Origin of the sequence: Paenibacillus sp. HGF5, assembly GCF_000204455.1 — a bacterium.
Taxonomy (GTDB): Bacteria; Bacillota; Bacilli; order Paenibacillales; family Paenibacillaceae; genus Paenibacillus_AQ; species Paenibacillus_AQ lautus_A.
This window is the reverse complement of record NZ_AEXS01000152.1, coordinates 39,702-55,747: the sequence shown is the minus strand read 5'-3', so window position 1 is coordinate 55,747 and position 16,046 is coordinate 39,702. Positions and strand designations below refer to the sequence as shown.

Genomic DNA, 16,046 nt, shown 5'->3' with positions numbered 1-16,046 from the left:
TCCTCTCCAAACTCTATGTCTCTAATTTGAACGAATTCCCCTGCATCATGCCGCCGGGCGTAAGATAGCTTTCAAGCACAGTCGAAATGGTGCCTTTGAGCTCGGTATACAATGCTTCGATTTCCTCGATCCCCTCCAAGTTAGCAAGCATTCCTTTCAGAACGGCCCGGCTGGGCTGGAGGCCAAGCAGCTCTTTCTCCATAATATTGAGGGACTCCATTGCATCCTCCCGATCCTCCGGCTCGGCCTGACTCTTCTTCAGCTCGCTTTTCATTGCCTTAATGACGATCAGCGGATGGCGCTGTTTGCGAACGTCCGTCTGGCATAATTGTCCCAGTTGGCCAATCGCCTCCATCGGGATCAGCGGCTCCGGCCGTCTGCGAAGAATGCTGGCGACGATATCATCGAGCAGCTGGATCTGGTGATCTGCCGTGATCCCCACATTCAAATGAAATCCCGGCATGAACAGAAAGCGGATATACGAACCCAGCATGCTGGCCAAGAACATGCCAATCTCCATCGTATAAGGCTCTACGTCCGGTCCATAAATGGTTTTAAGCTTATTGTTAAACCACTGCAATGCAGCGAGCATCTCCTGCCGCATATTTTCCTTGTCAAAAGGCGGTTTTCCCGGCATCTGATCATGGAACTGCTTCAGGAGAAATTCCCGGATCTCCAGAAAATGGATCAGTAACACTTCCGTCTGCTTACGCAGCTGTTCCTTTGGCGCAAGCAGCGGATCGTGGTCGACCCGGAGAATCTCGTCTTTAATCCGGCCTGCGATATGCTCGTAAATGCTCTTTTCCAGTTCCTCTTTGGACTTGAAATGAAGATAGAGGCTGCCTTTCGACATCCCGCATACTTCGGCGATTTCCTGCATGGAGGTAACCGAAGAGCCCTTCGCGGAAAACAGCTGCATCGCAGTGATGAGAATTTGCTGTCGTTTTTCTGCCGTTTTATCAGCCAATCAATAGCTCACCTCGCTTGAGAACTTATCGGTTCTTGGATTGACCATGAGGTCAAGAAATATTATATATGAAAAAGAACGACCGTTTCAACTTTACTACGGTCGTCCTTTTCATTAGGTTCTGAAAACTTGCGATTTTTCTTAAAAAAAAATTAGCTGATCAATTTCAGGCCCACGGCCGAACACAGGATCATGGCGATAAACAGCACTCTCCGCCATTCCTTGGGCTCCCCGAACAGAAACATGCCGGTCAAGGCCCCGCCGGCCGTTCCGATACCCGTCCAGATCGCATAAGCGGTCCCCATGGGCAGCTCGGTCATGGCGTAGGAGAGGAGGGAGAAGCTGGCGGCGAAGGATAAGGCCAAAATCAGTACATAACGCCAGCCTTTGCGATCCGACACGCCTTTGATGCCGATGACGCCGCCGATTTCGAATAATCCGGCAAATATAAGCGCAATCCAAGCCATTATTTATTCACCTCCGGTTCGGCGTGATCAGCCGTAACAAGCTTAAGGCCGATGACGCCGGCAAGCAGCACGCAGATCAGAAGCACCTTGACCAGTTTGAACGGCTCTCCGAAGAACAGCATCTCGGACGCGACCGTCCCGGCGGTACCGATTCCCGTAAAGACGGCATATACGGTTCCGACCGGAAGCCGTTTGGCCGCCTCGATAATAAGATAGAAGCTCGCTGCGATGGCGGCCAAGGTTCCAAGCCATTCCCAGATGTTGGCGGAATGCTTCAACCCCATCACCCATATGATTTCAACCAATCCAGCCAGCAGCACATAACCCCAGTTGCGATTCATTATGTTTGTCACTCCTTTTATGAAAAGAACGGTAACCTTACATTACAAATTCTTTCCACTTTAACTTCCTGCTTATGATGCGTCATTCCATCAGGATTTAACTCTTGTGGTTATATCTTTGCTTCGTTACCCCTAACCAATACACAGGCCAAGCAGCTGCAAGGCGTCTCAAGGCCCGCTCTTCCCCGCCGTATACGGTTTCCAGATGGATTCCGTCCACCAAGGTCATAAAGGCTATCGCCGCATTGCGCGGATGACGGATGATGCGACCCTGCTCCGGGCAGCCCGCGGCAAGCAGCTTCGACAGGTTCTGCTCCTGTTGATCCAGCAGCGGATACACCATCGCCATCACTTCGTCATACAGCGTGCTAGGCGGGAAGAAGGCCATCCGCATGAAGAACTGGACCTCGTCATCCATTTGGTAAGCTTGGAGACGATTCTCAAGAAATCCGTGCAGCTGCTGCTCCAGGGGCCAATCGGAATGGTCAAGGAAATAGGCTACCATCATTTCCTCCTGACGATGGAATACGTCCTGGAGCACTTGCAGAAACAAATCCTTCTTACTCGAAAAATGGGCGTATATCGACGGTTTCTTGATACCGCAATCGTCGGCGATATGTTTTAGCGATGCCCCTTCGTAACCGTTTTTGGCAAAGTGGGCAAGAGCAGACTGTTTAATGTCGGCGGCACTCATAAAATTCCCCCTAACTAACGATCGTTAGTTATATTTCTAACAAATGGCGTCAGCATTGTCAATCTTTTTTTTGGTGCATTGAGCCCTTGCCGGCCCAAGGAGAACAGTCTTTAGTTCCTGGGGGAGATCATGTAGAATATGGTGTGACCAGCATCGTGCATACAAAGACAGAAACGATGAAGAACAAGGGGTAAACCGATATGAGAAAGGGAATAGAGGCTGTACTGATCACCGCGCTATTGTTCGCGTTTTATTATTTTGGCATGCATTATTTCGGGAAGATGACAGGCACGGTTATCGGGATATTCTCTACGCTGACCGTCGTATCCATCGGATTCATGATTTTTATGGAGAATCGCCATCCTTCCAGCACAATGGCCTGGATCCTGCTGCTGGCGCTTGTCCCCATCGTCGGGCTCGTTTTTTATTTTTTGTTCGGACAGAACTATTTCAAACGGAGAAAATACGATAAAAAAGCGAGGAAGGACGGCCTGGTATACACCAGCGAGGTCCTGCGCAAGAACACCCCAGACGTCTCCTGCTTCAAGCCGGAAGTGCAGCAGCTGCTACAGCTGTCCACCCGGCTTGCGCGCACGCCGATATCGTTCTCAAGCGACACGAAGGTGCTGACCGATGGGGAAGAGACCTTTGCGGCATTGATTGCGGAGCTGGAGCAAGCGGCGCACCATATTCATATGGAATATTACATTTACCGCCCGGATGCGATCGGAACGCAGATCCAGGAAATTTTGATACGGAAGGCGAGGCAAGGGATTGCCGTGCGATTTATGGTAGACGCCGTCGGCAGCCTGCAGCTTCCGCCTTCCTTCCTGCAGGAGATGCGGGATGCGGGCGTGCAGGTGGCCGTGTTCGGCAGTCCCAAGACGATCTTCTTCACGAGCCGCGTGAATTACCGCAATCATCGCAAAATCGTCGTGATCGACGGCAGCGTCGGGTTCGTTGGCGGCTTGAATGTGGGTGACGAGTATTTAAGCCGCAGCAAAGCATTCGGTTTCTGGCGCGACACCCATATGCTTGTCCGGGGGGAAGCTGTCCGTACGCTTCAGGTTGTATTTTTGCAGGATTGGCAGTACATGACGGGGGAGCAGCCGAACGAGCCGATCTATTACTCCCCGGATTTGCTGGAGAACCGCAGCGGCGCCGTACAGATTATCGCAAGCGGTCCGGATAATGAACGGAGAGCCCTCAAGAACATTTTTTTCTCCATGATTGTGTCGGCTCGTAAGTCGGTGTGGCTGGCTACGCCTTATTTTATACCGGATGAGGACATTCTTACCGCGCTTAGGGTTGCCGCCTTATCGGGTCTTGACGTGCGTATTCTTTTTCCGTCAAAGCCGGACAAGTGGCTGCCCTTCCTCGCGTCCCATTCCTATTTCCCGGCCCTGCTGGATGTTGGGGTAAGGGTCTATGAATACGAAAAAGGGTTCATGCACTCCAAGCTGCTGATCGTCGACGGCGAGGTGGCCACCATCGGCACGGCCAATATGGACATGCGGAGCTTCCATCTTAATTTTGAAGTCAATGCATTGCTCGTACACACGGACAGCGTAAGCAAGCTGGTATCCGATTTCGAGCATGACCTGGAATCCGCCATCGTGTACGACCGCCATCATACCCGCAAAAAGAGAATCATGACACGGCTGCTTGAATCCGCTGCCCGGCTGATGTCCCCCCTGTTGTAAACGCAGCGGAAGAAGCCGGGACCGGCCATATCCCTAAGCCCGTTCGTTCCATCTAGCTTTGTAAGAATTTTAAAAGGTAGTGAAACCCAAGCTTTTTTGCAATTTAAACAGGATGTCCTTCATCCATGTGGTTTTTCCCAAGTAAGCTTCGACGTCCAGACTGAACTGGGCATCTTCGTTGAACCATATCCGATGAAAGTAACGGTCCAAATCCCGGGTGAGCGGATGATTCTGAGGGGCAGCGATCCACAGATTGTTCTCCAAATTCAGATCGTCCAGATTCCGCTGGGTGAAATTGGTCGACCCGCCGGTAATAATCGATTTGCCTGTCGGTTTGGCAATGTACATGAGCTTGGTATGGTACTGTTCGGTGCCGGTGTTGTACCAGCGAATGGATATTTTTCCTTGGGATTTCTGGATGAGCTCGGCTGCAGCCGGACGGTTGGGGATGCCGATTTTGTCCCGGCCGAAGGCGTTCTGGTTCGGATCCAGAATGAGACGGATATCAACGCCTCGGTCCGAGGCTTGCAGAAGCCGTTCCATGACTTTACTGTCGGCCAGGTAGAACATCCCCATCCAAAGCGTGTCCCCGGGCTGCGACTGCTCAATGCCCTCCAGCACATATTTATAGATTTTTCCTTCCGTCAAATAACGAACATCGACGCCGTTGGGTTGACCCGAAGGCTGCACCGCCGGCTTGGAGCCGGGCTCGTATTCCGGCAGCTTGATCGGGCTTGTAAGGTTAACGGCGGCTTGCTCCGCCGCAAGCATATCGCCGATGATGTCCCCGCTCGTTTCGAAGGCGATGTTCGAGTGGAAGGCGCTGGCGTCGTGCATGTTGGCCGAAGTCACCAGCGCGGTGTTCTCGCTGATCACGACTTTGCGGTGATTGGCTTTCACATTCAGCAGCTTCAGATAGGAGCGAACGGTGATATCGGGTGCTTCGGTTGCCATCAGATTGGGGAGCGTGCCTTTGCCGGACTGGCCGAACCACTGAATGAACGTGCGCCATACGGCGGAATAAGCGGGCGTGGAGTCCCGCAGCCGGTCGACATCGGTTACAATCACATGAATGCCTGCTGCCTTCATGGACTCGAGCTCCGGCGGCGTATAGGAGCCGTACCCGGTATTCACTTCGTCGGTGATAAAGAATATATCCATATCGGGATGGTTCTTCTTATGGGTAACCAGGCGACGGGCAAGCTCTTCGCTGACTTTCGGGAATGTTTGGTCCTTATGGGCATATCCGTTGAACAGAAACATATCGATCACCAGGAATTTTCGCGATTCGTCGATAATTTGGCCGATGCGCGGTCCGATTTCTTGATCGTGGACAGGCTGGCCGTCCGGTCCGGGATAGGTCAGGTCGATCCACATCCTCACGTCGCTCTGGTAGACTGGACTTTCATAGGAGATTCCATTCGGAAGAGGTTTATGAGTCTGATAGATCATTACGCCGATAAGCCATAGCATGAGAAGGACAAGACCCATGAATATTGTTTTTCGCATTCGTGAGCTTTTGGCATGAGGGTTTTCTGGCAGGGGCTGCGTGCCTGGACCCGGTACAAGTGGTTTAGTTGAATTGCGGTTAAGGAACAAATGGCGGAAGTCCAAGATCACCCATCCTCCTATCTTTTCTATTCGTAGGTCGTATAACGTTAATTAACATGAAAGTGCTGCCCTGACGCACTCCAGTTATTGCAATTCGGCAAGCACCGCGTTTGGGGATGATCCCGGGAAGCCGGGGCAGAATGCTATTTGGGAAGGTTGCTGGGTTTCGAACATACGTGAGATCGTGAGAACATCGGTATTAAAATTGTCAAAGGATGTACATATCATGCAGCTGGGACAACCTGCGACGTCAATGATATGCTTTAGATACGGCTTTATTAAGGATGAGTGAATCGGATAAGGAGGCACGGAATGAACTCAGAACATGAACAGACTGCGGGCAAACCTGCAACCGTTTCAGGCGGAGGATCAGGAAGATTTGGGGGCAGACTGATGCCGGAAGTGCCCACCGGCGAGCGGAAGATCGAGCATGTTCGATTATGTCTGGACGAAGAAGTGGGCTCCGTGGGGGTAACCACCGGCTTTGAACGTTACCGTTTTCGTCACGCCGCACTGCCGGAGATCGACTTTGGAGAGATTAAGCTGGACACGACGTTTCTTGATTTTTCCGTACGCACGCCATTTTTGATCAGCTCCATGACCGGTGGAAGCAAGGCCACCGGAGAGATCAATATGCGTCTTGCGGAAGCGGCGGAACGGCGCGGCTGGGCGCTTGGTGTCGGCTCCGTGCGGGCTGCGGTGGAGAAGGAGGAGCTTGCATCGACATTCCGCGTGCGCGAGAGCGCGCCGAGCGTGCCGGTGATCGCCAACCTAGGAGCGGTGCAGCTGAACTATGGCTTTGGCCTTGACGATTGTCAGCGGGCGGTGGATATCGCGGGTGCGGATATGCTGGTTCTCCATCTAAACGGGCTGCAAGAGGTGTTTCAGCCGGAAGGGAACACCCGGTTCGGCCGTCTGCTGGGGCGTATCGAGGATTTGTGCCGCACGCTTTCGATACCGGTCGGGATTAAAGAAGTGGGCTGGGGAATCGACGGTGAAACGGCGCGGACTTTGCTGGACGTCGGGGCGGCGTTCATCGATGTGGCCGGTGCGGGCGGCACCTCGTGGAGCCAGGTCGAGAAATTCCGCAGCCCGGATCCGGTTCGCCGCGCCGCGGCCGAGGCTTTTGCCGGGTGGGGCAATCCTACCGCGGACTGCATCGCGGAGGTGCGCGAAGCCGCGCCGGACTGTGCGCTGATCGGAAGCGGCGGGCTGCAAAGCGGCGTCGATGCGGCCAAAGCGCTTGCTCTGGGCGCCGATCTGGCAGGCTTCGGCCGCGGACTCCTGGGCTCGGCGGTCGATTCGGTTGAAGCGCTCGATCAGCGGCTTGCCCAGGTAGAGCTGGAGCTGCGAACGGCCATGTTCGGCATCGGCGCGGGGAATATCGAGGCCCTGAAGTCCACCAAGCGGCTGATTCGTGCCTGAAACGGCGCGCAGAACACCGCAGAACGGGAATTCGCGATGGCAGTATATTCGTGTTGAAGTCTATGGGGTATCTGCTATAATTAATAAGATTGTTTAGCTGGTGATAGGGGCTTCGGCGAATGGAACCCAAGCCTTGTATACTTATAAATAAGAGTAAACCTGATAAGGAGTTGTCACATAAATGGCTTTAAAAGCTGGAATCGTCGGTTTGCCTAAATAACTGTGAGAGATGTTGAAATTAAGCGAGCCAAACTATTGATACCTGGCTACCGTCCTTTATTTCGATTCTCTCGATAAGTTGCCGTATAGATTGTTTAACGGTTATCCGATCTCCAGATAAAATCGCTTTTGTGGCACTCCTTGCTTTTCTTTTTAATTCCTCTTGTTGTCTAGAGGCTTGTTCTTCCTCTGAACTTTCAAGAATCTTTTTCAATGCATCCCTTTCCTTCGTTACTCTTAATGTAGCGGCCTTTAAATCCTCTGCAGTAATTAAATCGTCATTGTATGCGTCTATCTGTTTCTGCATCTTTTTATCCAACTTGGCTAATTTATTTTCAATGCTCTCTTTATCAACTTGTTTGACTTGCGGTTTGGAGATGACCAATTTGAGAGTTCCAGGAGCTGCCTGAGCTACTTCCTTGATCCGTGAAATGACTAACTCTTCAATAGCGTCCCGTTGAACATAATGATGAAAACATTTCCCCTTTTTTAAATAACCATCGCATAGATACTGGTAGTGAATATTTTCTCGGTTAAGTCTCTTCGAAAAGCTGCGGTTCATTTTTCCATTCATCTTAGAGCCACAATGACTACAGTAAACGAGTCCTGATAGTAAGTAGGTTTCATTGCTCATATGTTTCCCAACACTTTTTCGACCTTGGAATAGTTCCTGAAGTTTTGTAAAAGTGTCTCTGTCAAGGATTGCCTCATGGGTATTTTTTTCCCGAATCCATAGAGAAGGATCGTTTTTAATCACCTTGTCTCCCTGCCGAGTTGTCTTGTTATAGACAAAATCCCCTACTAGCGTCTCTCTTTGAAACAACTCCCTAAACGTTTTATCCTGCCATTCATTGCCTTCTTTCGTGGTAATACCTTGAGCATTCCATTCACCGATAACACTTCGACTTGGGGTTCCGGTTAAAAGTTTCATGGCAGCACGTCTGATGCACAAAGCTTCATCAAGATTCATAGCCATTTTCCCATCAACAATATCATAGCCAAAACAAGGACGAGTAATGATCTTTTTAGTATTATTTCTAGCAATCGAAAGCATATTCTCTCTTACGCGTTCGGAGTTACGCTCTCTTTCAAATTCAGCTACCATCCCAAGCATCTGTAATACAAGCATTCCAGCTGGAGTTGACGTATCGAATCCCTCGGTTGCCGAAACGTAATGGAACTTATGCTTTACAAAATAGTTATTCAGGCTTAATATATCAAACAATTTACGTGATAATCGATCCAATTTAGTTGTAATGACTCTTCCGTTCTGGTATTCCTTAACTTTCTCTAGCATAATCGTCAATTCTGGGCGATTAGTTGATTTTGCGCTATAACCATCTTCAATAAAGAATATTGGTTCTTCCCATCCCATTGCTTTGCAGTATGCTTCAATTCTTTCTTTCTGCTCTGTTAAGGAGTTCCCTTTTTCCGCTTGTTCATCAGTACTAACTCTTATATATGCAAGCACAACCATTCTAAACTCTCCTTTTTTATACTCTCATCGAGATCCTCCCTAGAAATCGGCTCAGTTGCCCCTCCTACGTTTACAGCAAAACTATTCTTTATTTTTTTGATGCCATCCCATCCTCCTATTCTTCTACTGGCTTAAAGTGACCCATGTAGATTCCACATATTGAAAACTCATTAGGAGGCAGCTCTCTAATTTCATAATTGTCGTTTTCAGGAATCAGCTGCATTGTTGCGGATCCCTCAGTCCACTTTATGCGCTTCAACATTCCCTCGGATGAATCATCAATAACTGAAGCGACGATTTGACCATTATAATCAGCCCAACTTGCTTTTTTCATGTAGACTATATCCCCGTCCTCAATTCCTGCGTTGATCATACTGTCACCTTTAACACGCAAAGCATAGTCCGGCTGTTTTCTACCTGGGAAGGGATAAAACACATAATCCTCAATATTTTGCTCAGCTAGAATACCGTCGCCGGCACAAATTGTCCCGATCAACGGTATTAGATTGTTATTAGTGATATTAACCTTAGGTTGGAATGTGGGGTCAATCTCAGACTTACTAACCTTAAGGAAGTCTGCTATTTTTTGGATGCTCCCTGGGGTAGCAAGAGTTTTTTCGTTGAGATAGTCAGAGATTACACTCGTGGATAGATCGGTACCTTCAGCGAGTTCTTTTTGAGTTAATCCTTTTCTTTTAATAATTGTCCGAAGATTTTTTGCAATACCCTTTATTAGATCTCTTTCTACCTCAGTATACTTCTTTCTTGCCACGGTATAATTCCTCCTATTTAAATTTACTATATATCCGTTATAAACTAATTGATTACATTTTTCAAGTAAATTTTTACGTTAAAAACGTATTGACAATCCGTTAATAACGTACTACCATAAAATCACACCGCGCAGAAAGGAGTTGATCAAATGTACCAAATTACACTTCGTGCGGCTAGAACCAATAGAGGCCTTACGCTTGATGAAGTGGCGCGCTTAGTGGATCGAACACCTAAGACTATAGCGAAATACGAGAGTGATTCGACATCCATACCAAGGGATCTTTTTTTGTCTCTGGTCAAGTTGTACACAGTTCCTGAAGACATGGTTTTTTGTGGCGTGGAATCCGTTTTTATCGGATCATCAAAAGGAAATGCAAAACGTAAACGAAAAGCTTCATAAGAAAGGAGACATCAAACCGTGAAAGAAAAGAGCAAGCTCCACATTGTATCTGAGCAAGTTATTGATCGATACGGAAATGTCATCGGGGACGATCCTACACAGTTCCCGATGCTTGCAAACAAAAGTAAAGAACTAATCATTTATTTACAAACTGGCCAAAACTACAAGGTTGTTTAAGAAGGAGGTAAAAAATGATTCCACAAGAACTGAAGCAAGATCGCTATTGGAAAAGCTTACTGTATATTTTTTCTCAAAATAAAACGCTTATTCGTTACATTACATCGCACATCGATTTCGATGAACTGTCTATTAATGCATCTGGACTCATTAAAATATCCGCACCGTGGAGCCCTTCAGAAAAATTCATGTTGAAACTAGCGCTTCACCTATATAACGAACGTCACAAAGTCAATCTATCCGATATGGATCGCCTTGATCCAATCAACAAAAAAATTGCATTCAAAGCTATTCAGATGCGATTTGCATAGGGGGGATAAAAATTGAAACGAGAGATATTGGTGGAGCAAGCGAAGGCAGCTGGACAAGCAGCTGAACACAATCTGAGGGTCATCGTTAAGAATCCTGATAGAATGATCAGCCTGGAAAAGTATTGTGACGGGGTTGTATATCTCAACAAAATGATTTGGTTTGCTCAAGAAGAAACGAAAAATGCCCACCGGCCAGGGTGGACATCACTCAAATCACATTTATTAAAACAACTATCGTTAATTTTAAATGCTGTCCGACGGAAAAGCAAGGGGGAAATCGTATGACGGACGCCTCGAAACTCGGACAAGCATACGTTAAAGCATCGGTCGAGCTTCGCTCCAATACGGATCAGCTTGAAGAAATGCTTCAAAACGGCAAAGTGGGTTCACCTGAATTTACTGAACTATGGCAGAAGCGAGATGAAGCGTACACAGCTTGGAATAACGCTTCTATGCTCTTGAGGGAGCTTCCAGTGGAAGGAATGGCAGTTGTAGTTAATGAGATAAATCGGATGCAAACCAATATGGCCTGCATTTAACGGACAGAGCTTCGGCCCTGTCTGCCACCGTCGCAAGGTTTTCTATCCTTTTCTCCTTTCGGCGGTGGCAGATGCGGCTGATGCATCAAAAACAGGGAAAGGAGTGATAGCTTGGAACCTAGTATCGGACGAATTGTCCACTATTACAGCTATGGCACACCGGGCGGAGAATACACAAGCGAGCCTCGTGCAGCGATCATTACAGGCGTGGTCAATGCTTCAACTGTTCATCTGTGTGTGTTGAATCCTACTGGAATGTTCTTCAATCAAAACGTCTATCAAGGCTACGGACCAGGGAAATGGAACTGGCCTCCACGTGTATAAATAGGCATAAAAAAGCGATCCCCCGGGTTAGGAGCCGGGGAATCGCAGGCATTACAAAATAATTCAGGTCTATTGTAACACATCTTTTTCGCCCAGGTAAGGGGGGGAGGGGAAATGATCGTTTTAAAGGGCGATATCGTTCGGACGAACAGCGGAGAAACAGGTGAGGTAACGGATGTTTGGGGTCTCGCCAGTACCTTCTTGCGCTTAAAAAAGGATGATGGGAAAACCAAGCCTATTTTTGAGTCGGATGTTATTGAGATCATCAAGCGTCCTAAATCACCATCCCGTGGAAGGAGGTGATAACTATGAACGTGGATATCGCAAAGCTTGCTGGTGGAGCCATGCAAGAACGGATTAATCGTGAGTTGAAGAAGGTCGCCGAAAACATACTCGATCCAAACACAAAGGCGGATGCAGTCCGAACGGTGACAATTAGCATCAAGATCAAGCCGAATGAAGCTCGGCAGATGGCTTCCAGTGACATTGAAGTCAAATCCTCACTTGCTCCAGCTAAAGGAGTACCAACAGCCTTCATATTCGATTACGACAAAGAAGGCAAAGCAGTAATCAAAGAGCTCAGTACCGGACAAGATCGGGACCAGCTGGCAATGAATGACGCTGGTGAGATCGTGGATGGCGTTGGAGAAACACCGTCTGCAAAAGTCGTAAACGGAAGATTCCGTTGATCTTTGAAAAATGAATAATGGAGGAATTATCAATGATTAAAGAGGCTATCGAGAAGATTTTGAGCTTGGCGACGATCAACACAGAAAAGATAGGCGATCAGATTTATACCAACAGTGAACTGCGAAGAGTGAGCGAAGCTCTTACGGATACCTTGAAGGTTCGCAACCTGCAAGGCATTGTGGATTACTTGAGAAATGACTTTGACAAGAAGTTGCCAGTCATCGTTCATGTGATTTCACCAACTCAGGTTAATGTCGTTACGGAATTCAATCGTGATCTCAGCCGGAATACCTTGATTGAGGCTAGCGCCTTATTGCCGGAAATTAACTTTGGCCGTTTTCATGATGTCGAGAACTTTAACATCTTACTGCAATCATGCTTCGTGGACACGGATTTCAAACATCGTGTATTAGCGATTGTTGGAAACGTGGTTGACGAGAAGGTTGTAACCGTCGGTGATAACGGCATCAGTCAGCAGGTGACAGCCAAGGCTGGCATTGCTACGGTCGAACCGGTTGTTCTGCCGAATCCTGTTTGGCTGAAACCGTACCGAACTTTCGTAGAGATCGAGCAGCCGGAAAGTGCTTTTGTCTTCCGGATGAAAGATGGACCTTCAGCTGCCTTGTTTGAAGCTGATGGCGGCGCTTGGAAGCTCGATGCAATCGAGCGAATCAAGCTGTATTTCAATCAAGAGTTGGAACAGTTGATTACAGATGGTCAGGTTATCATCGTCGGTTAGTTGATACTTATACATTCGGGAGGGCAATCCCCTCCCGATCCATTAAAAGGAGGGTTCAACGTGTTGCAGCAGGCCTTGCAAAAGCTTCAGAAGGAAGTCGGAGAAAAGCATGATAAAAAATACGTTCAGCATGTGGGGGCTTTCCTGATTAGTTATGTACGTAAACATCCTGAACATGCAGCTTTCATTCTTACCGAAGGCAAAACCATATCTGCCAGCATCGGCATGATGAGATCGGAAGCTATGAAAAATGATGGAGTACTGACAGATGAGGAAGGTTTTAATATTGCCCTGAAGTACTTTGGGATACCAATTCAAAATGAACAGCAGGCTGTTGAGATACCTGAGTTAAACGTATCGTCCATTGACGATTTGTTGTAGGAGGATTGTATGAGCGAATTCAATGAACACAAGGCTCATTTTGGTCCGATCAGTAAAGACGTTATGGATTACGTCACGAATGAAGTTTTGCTCAGGAGTCGTTATTTGTTTACTCAAACTTCAGCAAGAATTCAGTTCGCCTATTGTACACATTTCAATCAAAGACATAAGCCTGAAATTCCATTGAAACACAATAGTAAAGCTGTATGCCCTAAATGTAATTCGACCTGCACCGTGAAAAAGAGCCATGTCGGAAGGAAATACATGGTGGATAAGGCATATGTGGTTTATTATCAAAAATCCATTTTAGACCCAACAATTATGACGGCTATGGGGCTCTACGTACAAAGAGATTATCGCGGTGATTTCAAAAAGGTCGAAACATTATATCGACCTTCATGCAGTTATGTTTTCCAAATGGGAAGAAGCTCGATGTTCTATACAGGTTATTACAACCAAAAAAATTGGTATGAAAATAAGAACATTACTTCCGAATACAGTCTCTACAAAAACGGTACGCCTTGTTACTATTCCCGCGAAAGTATACGGAAGGCGATTGAAGGTACTCCCTTTCAATATAGTACATGGGATGAATACGACGAACAGGATATGACCAAGTTCTTTGGTCTCTATTCTAAGTATCCGTGCATCGAGTATCTAACCAAAATGGGCTATAAGTATTTTGTACACGCCAAGTTATACGGCGCTAAAACTTATGGAGCTATTAAATGGTCGGGAAAATCGGTTGAACAAATTTTAAAGCTGAACAAGCAGGATCTTCGCGAGATTAGACAACACGATGATATTGACGCTCTTACTCTTCGGCTTTACCAAATAACCAGAAAAGACAACAATCGGCCTTCCCTGAAGGAGATTAAAAGCTTCGTTAAGCGAGCTGGGGACTGTTTCGAGGAATTAAAGCCCATGTTGAAATTCCAGAATTTCAGACGGTGTGTGGCTTACATGGACAAGCAAATTAAAAAGAATCCAAGGTCATTCAGAAGGTCCACTGATGTCCTGACCATGTGGAAAGATTACATTTCAGATTGTAAGAATCTTGGATTGGATCTTAAACGCTCTAATATTGTCTTTCCTTCCAATTTGCATAAAGCACATCAAGACACAATCAAACAAGTTGAAATCAAAGTATCTATAGAAGCTGAACGGAAGATAAAAGAGCGATCAGAGATACTTGAGAAATTGAAATTCTCATATAACGGATTCATTGTTCGAGCTGCTAAATCTGCAAAGGAAATAATTGATGAAGGTAAAGCCCTTAGTCATTGCGTAGGGAACTATGCGTCGGATCATGCAGACGGTAAGACGAATATCTTAATGATTCGTAAGGTAGCTGATCCGGAGACTCCATTCTATACCATGGAGGTTAAAGACGGCAGAGTTGTCCAGACGTATGGATACGATAATTTCTTACCTACTGGTGACGTGCTGGAACTTATAGATAGGTTCAAGCTTGAAAAGCTAGCTAAGGCAAGAAAAAGAACACCTCAAAATAGAGCCAAAGAGACGGAGGCGGCAGTATGACCACAGAAAAGAAAAGCACAACCACAAAGAAATCACAAACAGCAGCCAAAACAAAGGAAAAGGACCCAAAATCTGCTCCTGCTGAAACAGCATTAGCAACCGTGAATATGGAAGAAACAAGCTTAGCCAATAGAACTCCAGATGTTATTGCAACGGAAATCCGCGACATTGATCAGAAAGCACGTCAACATGCGATTCGTTCCGCGATAGAAATCGGGGAGAAATTGATTGAAGCAAAGGCACTTGTTAAACATGGTGATTGGGCCAATTGGTTGAATGAGAACGTTAATTATAGCCAGTCTACGGCCAACAACTTTATGCGTGTGGCGACGGAATACAAAGAGTTAAATTCCCAAGCGCTTGCGAATTTGAGCTATTCCCAAGCGGTGGCCTTGCTTTCCGTAAAGACTGAAGAACGAGAGGCTTTCGTGGAAGAAAACAACGCTGCTGAAATGTCCGCCCGAGAGCTCCAGGCAGCGATTAAGGAGAAGCAAGAACTTGAACGCCTGCTCCAAGAGGAACGCGAACGGATCAAAGCCGAGCAAATGGCACTTGAGGAAGAGAGACAACAACGTGAAGAGTTGCAACGGGATTATGAATATGAAACGGAGCTTCGAAAGAAGTTTCAAGATGATCTCATTAAGGCCCAGGAAGCAGCTGCAAAGGCACCGGCACAGGGTACAGCAGAGAGTAAAGCCAAAGCGGTTGACCTGCGGAAGGCTGAGAAGGCTCTGTCCGAATCACAGCAGCGTATAGCCGCACTTGAGGCAGATATGAAGGCAAAGGAAGAAGAATTGAACGCGAAGGTCGAAGCAGCCGTCAAGGAACGCGAAAAAGAAATGGCTGAGCAAGCCCGCAAGCGCGAAGAGGAAGCTGCCCAGCAGGTGGCCGAGCTCCAGGAACAACTCCGAAAGAACAACAATACAGCGGCGATTAAAGTGAAGTTACACTTCGATGCATTGGTTGGCGATTTTAAAGAACTCATCGGGGCTGTCGCCTTGCTGGAGAACGAAGAACAGAAGAAAGCAATCTCGGAGCGATTGGCCGCATTATGTGACGACATGAAAGCAAAGCTGTGATGCTACAATGTTCTTCTTTTTTGAACAATTCAGGAGTGGACAAGTCTGCGAGATCATCAAGAATGATCCTCGTCATGAGACAATGCCCAAACTGTTTCCAGATCGCATAGGGGAACGACTAGTAATCGCTCAGGTATCTAATGATTCCCCTTGGGTTTGGGCGTATGACGCTCGACCAACTACGTA

At 47.3% G+C, this 16,046-nt stretch carries 20 protein-coding genes; 13 read left to right on the top strand and 7 right to left on the bottom strand.

Annotated elements, in window-relative coordinates; translation table 11 throughout:
* Positions 1-13: 13 nt before the first annotated feature.
* From HMPREF9412_RS24715 to HMPREF9412_RS24700, 4 genes are all read right to left on the bottom strand, one after another.
* Positions 14-967 carry a TetR/AcrR family transcriptional regulator gene (locus tag HMPREF9412_RS24715; RefSeq protein WP_009594494.1) on the bottom strand — a complete coding sequence of 318 codons (954 nt, stop codon included), beginning with the start codon at positions 965-967 and terminating at the stop codon, positions 14-16.
* Positions 968-1,119: 152 nt separating this feature from the next.
* Positions 1,120-1,434, bottom strand: a complete 315-nt coding sequence (locus tag HMPREF9412_RS24710) for a DMT family transporter (protein ID WP_009594524.1) — start codon at positions 1,432-1,434, stop codon at positions 1,120-1,122.
* Positions 1,434-1,775, bottom strand: coding sequence for a DMT family transporter (locus HMPREF9412_RS24705; RefSeq protein WP_009594491.1), 342 nt, complete (start codon positions 1,773-1,775; stop codon positions 1,434-1,436). Before HMPREF9412_RS24705 ends, HMPREF9412_RS24710 begins: the two co-directional genes overlap by 1 nt.
* Before the next feature lie 97 nt (positions 1,776-1,872).
* On the bottom strand, positions 1,873-2,469 hold the full coding sequence (locus HMPREF9412_RS24700; protein WP_009594503.1) for a TetR/AcrR family transcriptional regulator: 597 nt from the start codon (positions 2,467-2,469) through the stop codon (positions 1,873-1,875).
* Positions 2,470-2,669: 200 nt separating this feature from the next.
* On the opposite strand from HMPREF9412_RS24700, the gene cls reads away from it, so the two are divergent.
* Positions 2,670-4,172 (top strand): cardiolipin synthase, encoded by a 1,503-nt coding sequence (gene cls / locus HMPREF9412_RS24695; protein ID WP_009594550.1) that lies wholly within the window; start codon positions 2,670-2,672, stop codon positions 4,170-4,172.
* Between the two features lie 69 nt (positions 4,173-4,241).
* Here the strand turns inward: cls and HMPREF9412_RS24690 are convergent, their stop codons facing one another.
* The gene (locus tag HMPREF9412_RS24690) at positions 4,242-5,681 is read right to left on the bottom strand and encodes a phospholipase D family protein (protein WP_050802857.1); all 1,440 of its coding nucleotides are present in this window, start codon (positions 5,679-5,681) and stop codon (positions 4,242-4,244) included.
* 414 nt (positions 5,682-6,095) lie between these two features.
* Between HMPREF9412_RS24690 and fni the strand changes: the two genes are divergently transcribed.
* Positions 6,096-7,208: a type 2 isopentenyl-diphosphate Delta-isomerase gene (gene fni, locus HMPREF9412_RS24685; protein WP_009594504.1), complete on the top strand. Its 1,113-nt coding sequence runs from the start codon at positions 6,096-6,098 to the stop codon at positions 7,206-7,208.
* Positions 7,209-7,446: 238 nt separating this feature from the next.
* On the opposite strand, the gene HMPREF9412_RS24680 is transcribed toward fni, so the two are convergent.
* Both HMPREF9412_RS24680 and HMPREF9412_RS31845 read right to left on the bottom strand, forming a co-directional pair.
* Positions 7,447-8,904: a recombinase family protein gene (locus HMPREF9412_RS24680; protein WP_009594534.1), complete on the bottom strand. Its 1,458-nt coding sequence runs from the start codon at positions 8,902-8,904 to the stop codon at positions 7,447-7,449.
* 115 nt (positions 8,905-9,019) lie between these two features.
* On the bottom strand, positions 9,020-9,676 hold the full coding sequence (locus HMPREF9412_RS31845) for a LexA family protein (RefSeq protein WP_009594532.1): 657 nt from the start codon (positions 9,674-9,676) through the stop codon (positions 9,020-9,022).
* A 150-nt stretch (positions 9,677-9,826) separates the two neighbouring features.
* On the opposite strand from HMPREF9412_RS31845, the gene HMPREF9412_RS24670 reads away from it, so the two are divergent.
* From HMPREF9412_RS24670 to HMPREF9412_RS31840, 11 genes are all read left to right on the top strand, one after another.
* A complete protein-coding gene (locus tag HMPREF9412_RS24670; RefSeq protein WP_036673494.1) occupies positions 9,827-10,078 on the top strand; it encodes a helix-turn-helix domain-containing protein in 252 nt (83 codons plus the stop codon).
* 18 nt (positions 10,079-10,096) lie between these two features.
* Entirely contained in the window at positions 10,097-10,255 is a 159-nt protein-coding gene (locus HMPREF9412_RS33030) for a hypothetical protein (protein ID WP_009594465.1), read from the top strand.
* Between the two features lie 14 nt (positions 10,256-10,269).
* Complete coding sequence (locus HMPREF9412_RS24665; RefSeq protein WP_009594476.1) at positions 10,270-10,566, top strand: DUF6075 family protein; 297 nt, start codon at positions 10,270-10,272, stop codon at positions 10,564-10,566.
* 12 nt (positions 10,567-10,578) lie between these two features.
* Positions 10,579-10,851: a hypothetical protein gene (locus HMPREF9412_RS24660; protein ID WP_009594479.1), complete on the top strand. Its 273-nt coding sequence runs from the start codon at positions 10,579-10,581 to the stop codon at positions 10,849-10,851.
* Positions 10,848-11,105: a hypothetical protein gene (locus tag HMPREF9412_RS24655; RefSeq protein ID WP_009594518.1), complete on the top strand. Its 258-nt coding sequence runs from the start codon at positions 10,848-10,850 to the stop codon at positions 11,103-11,105. The genes HMPREF9412_RS24660 and HMPREF9412_RS24655 overlap by 4 nt, the downstream gene beginning before the upstream one ends.
* Before the next feature lie 438 nt (positions 11,106-11,543).
* Positions 11,544-11,732, top strand: a complete 189-nt coding sequence (locus HMPREF9412_RS24645) for a hypothetical protein (RefSeq protein ID WP_009594537.1) — start codon at positions 11,544-11,546, stop codon at positions 11,730-11,732.
* 5 nt (positions 11,733-11,737) lie between these two features.
* Positions 11,738-12,118, top strand: a complete 381-nt coding sequence (locus HMPREF9412_RS24640; RefSeq protein WP_009594540.1) for a hypothetical protein — start codon at positions 11,738-11,740, stop codon at positions 12,116-12,118.
* Between the two features lie 32 nt (positions 12,119-12,150).
* Positions 12,151-12,858 (top strand): hypothetical protein, encoded by a 708-nt coding sequence (locus HMPREF9412_RS24635; protein WP_009594545.1) that lies wholly within the window; start codon positions 12,151-12,153, stop codon positions 12,856-12,858.
* A gap of 60 nt (positions 12,859-12,918) precedes the next feature.
* Positions 12,919-13,239 (top strand): hypothetical protein, encoded by a 321-nt coding sequence (locus tag HMPREF9412_RS24630; protein WP_009594473.1) that lies wholly within the window; start codon positions 12,919-12,921, stop codon positions 13,237-13,239.
* Between the two features lie 9 nt (positions 13,240-13,248).
* On the top strand, positions 13,249-14,781 hold the full coding sequence (locus tag HMPREF9412_RS24625) for a PcfJ domain-containing protein (protein WP_009594471.1): 1,533 nt from the start codon (positions 13,249-13,251) through the stop codon (positions 14,779-14,781).
* Positions 14,778-15,860 carry a DUF3102 domain-containing protein gene (locus tag HMPREF9412_RS31840; protein ID WP_009594515.1) on the top strand — a complete coding sequence of 361 codons (1,083 nt, stop codon included), beginning with the start codon at positions 14,778-14,780 and terminating at the stop codon, positions 15,858-15,860. Before HMPREF9412_RS24625 ends, HMPREF9412_RS31840 begins: the two co-directional genes overlap by 4 nt.
* Positions 15,861-16,046 lie beyond the last annotated feature (186 nt).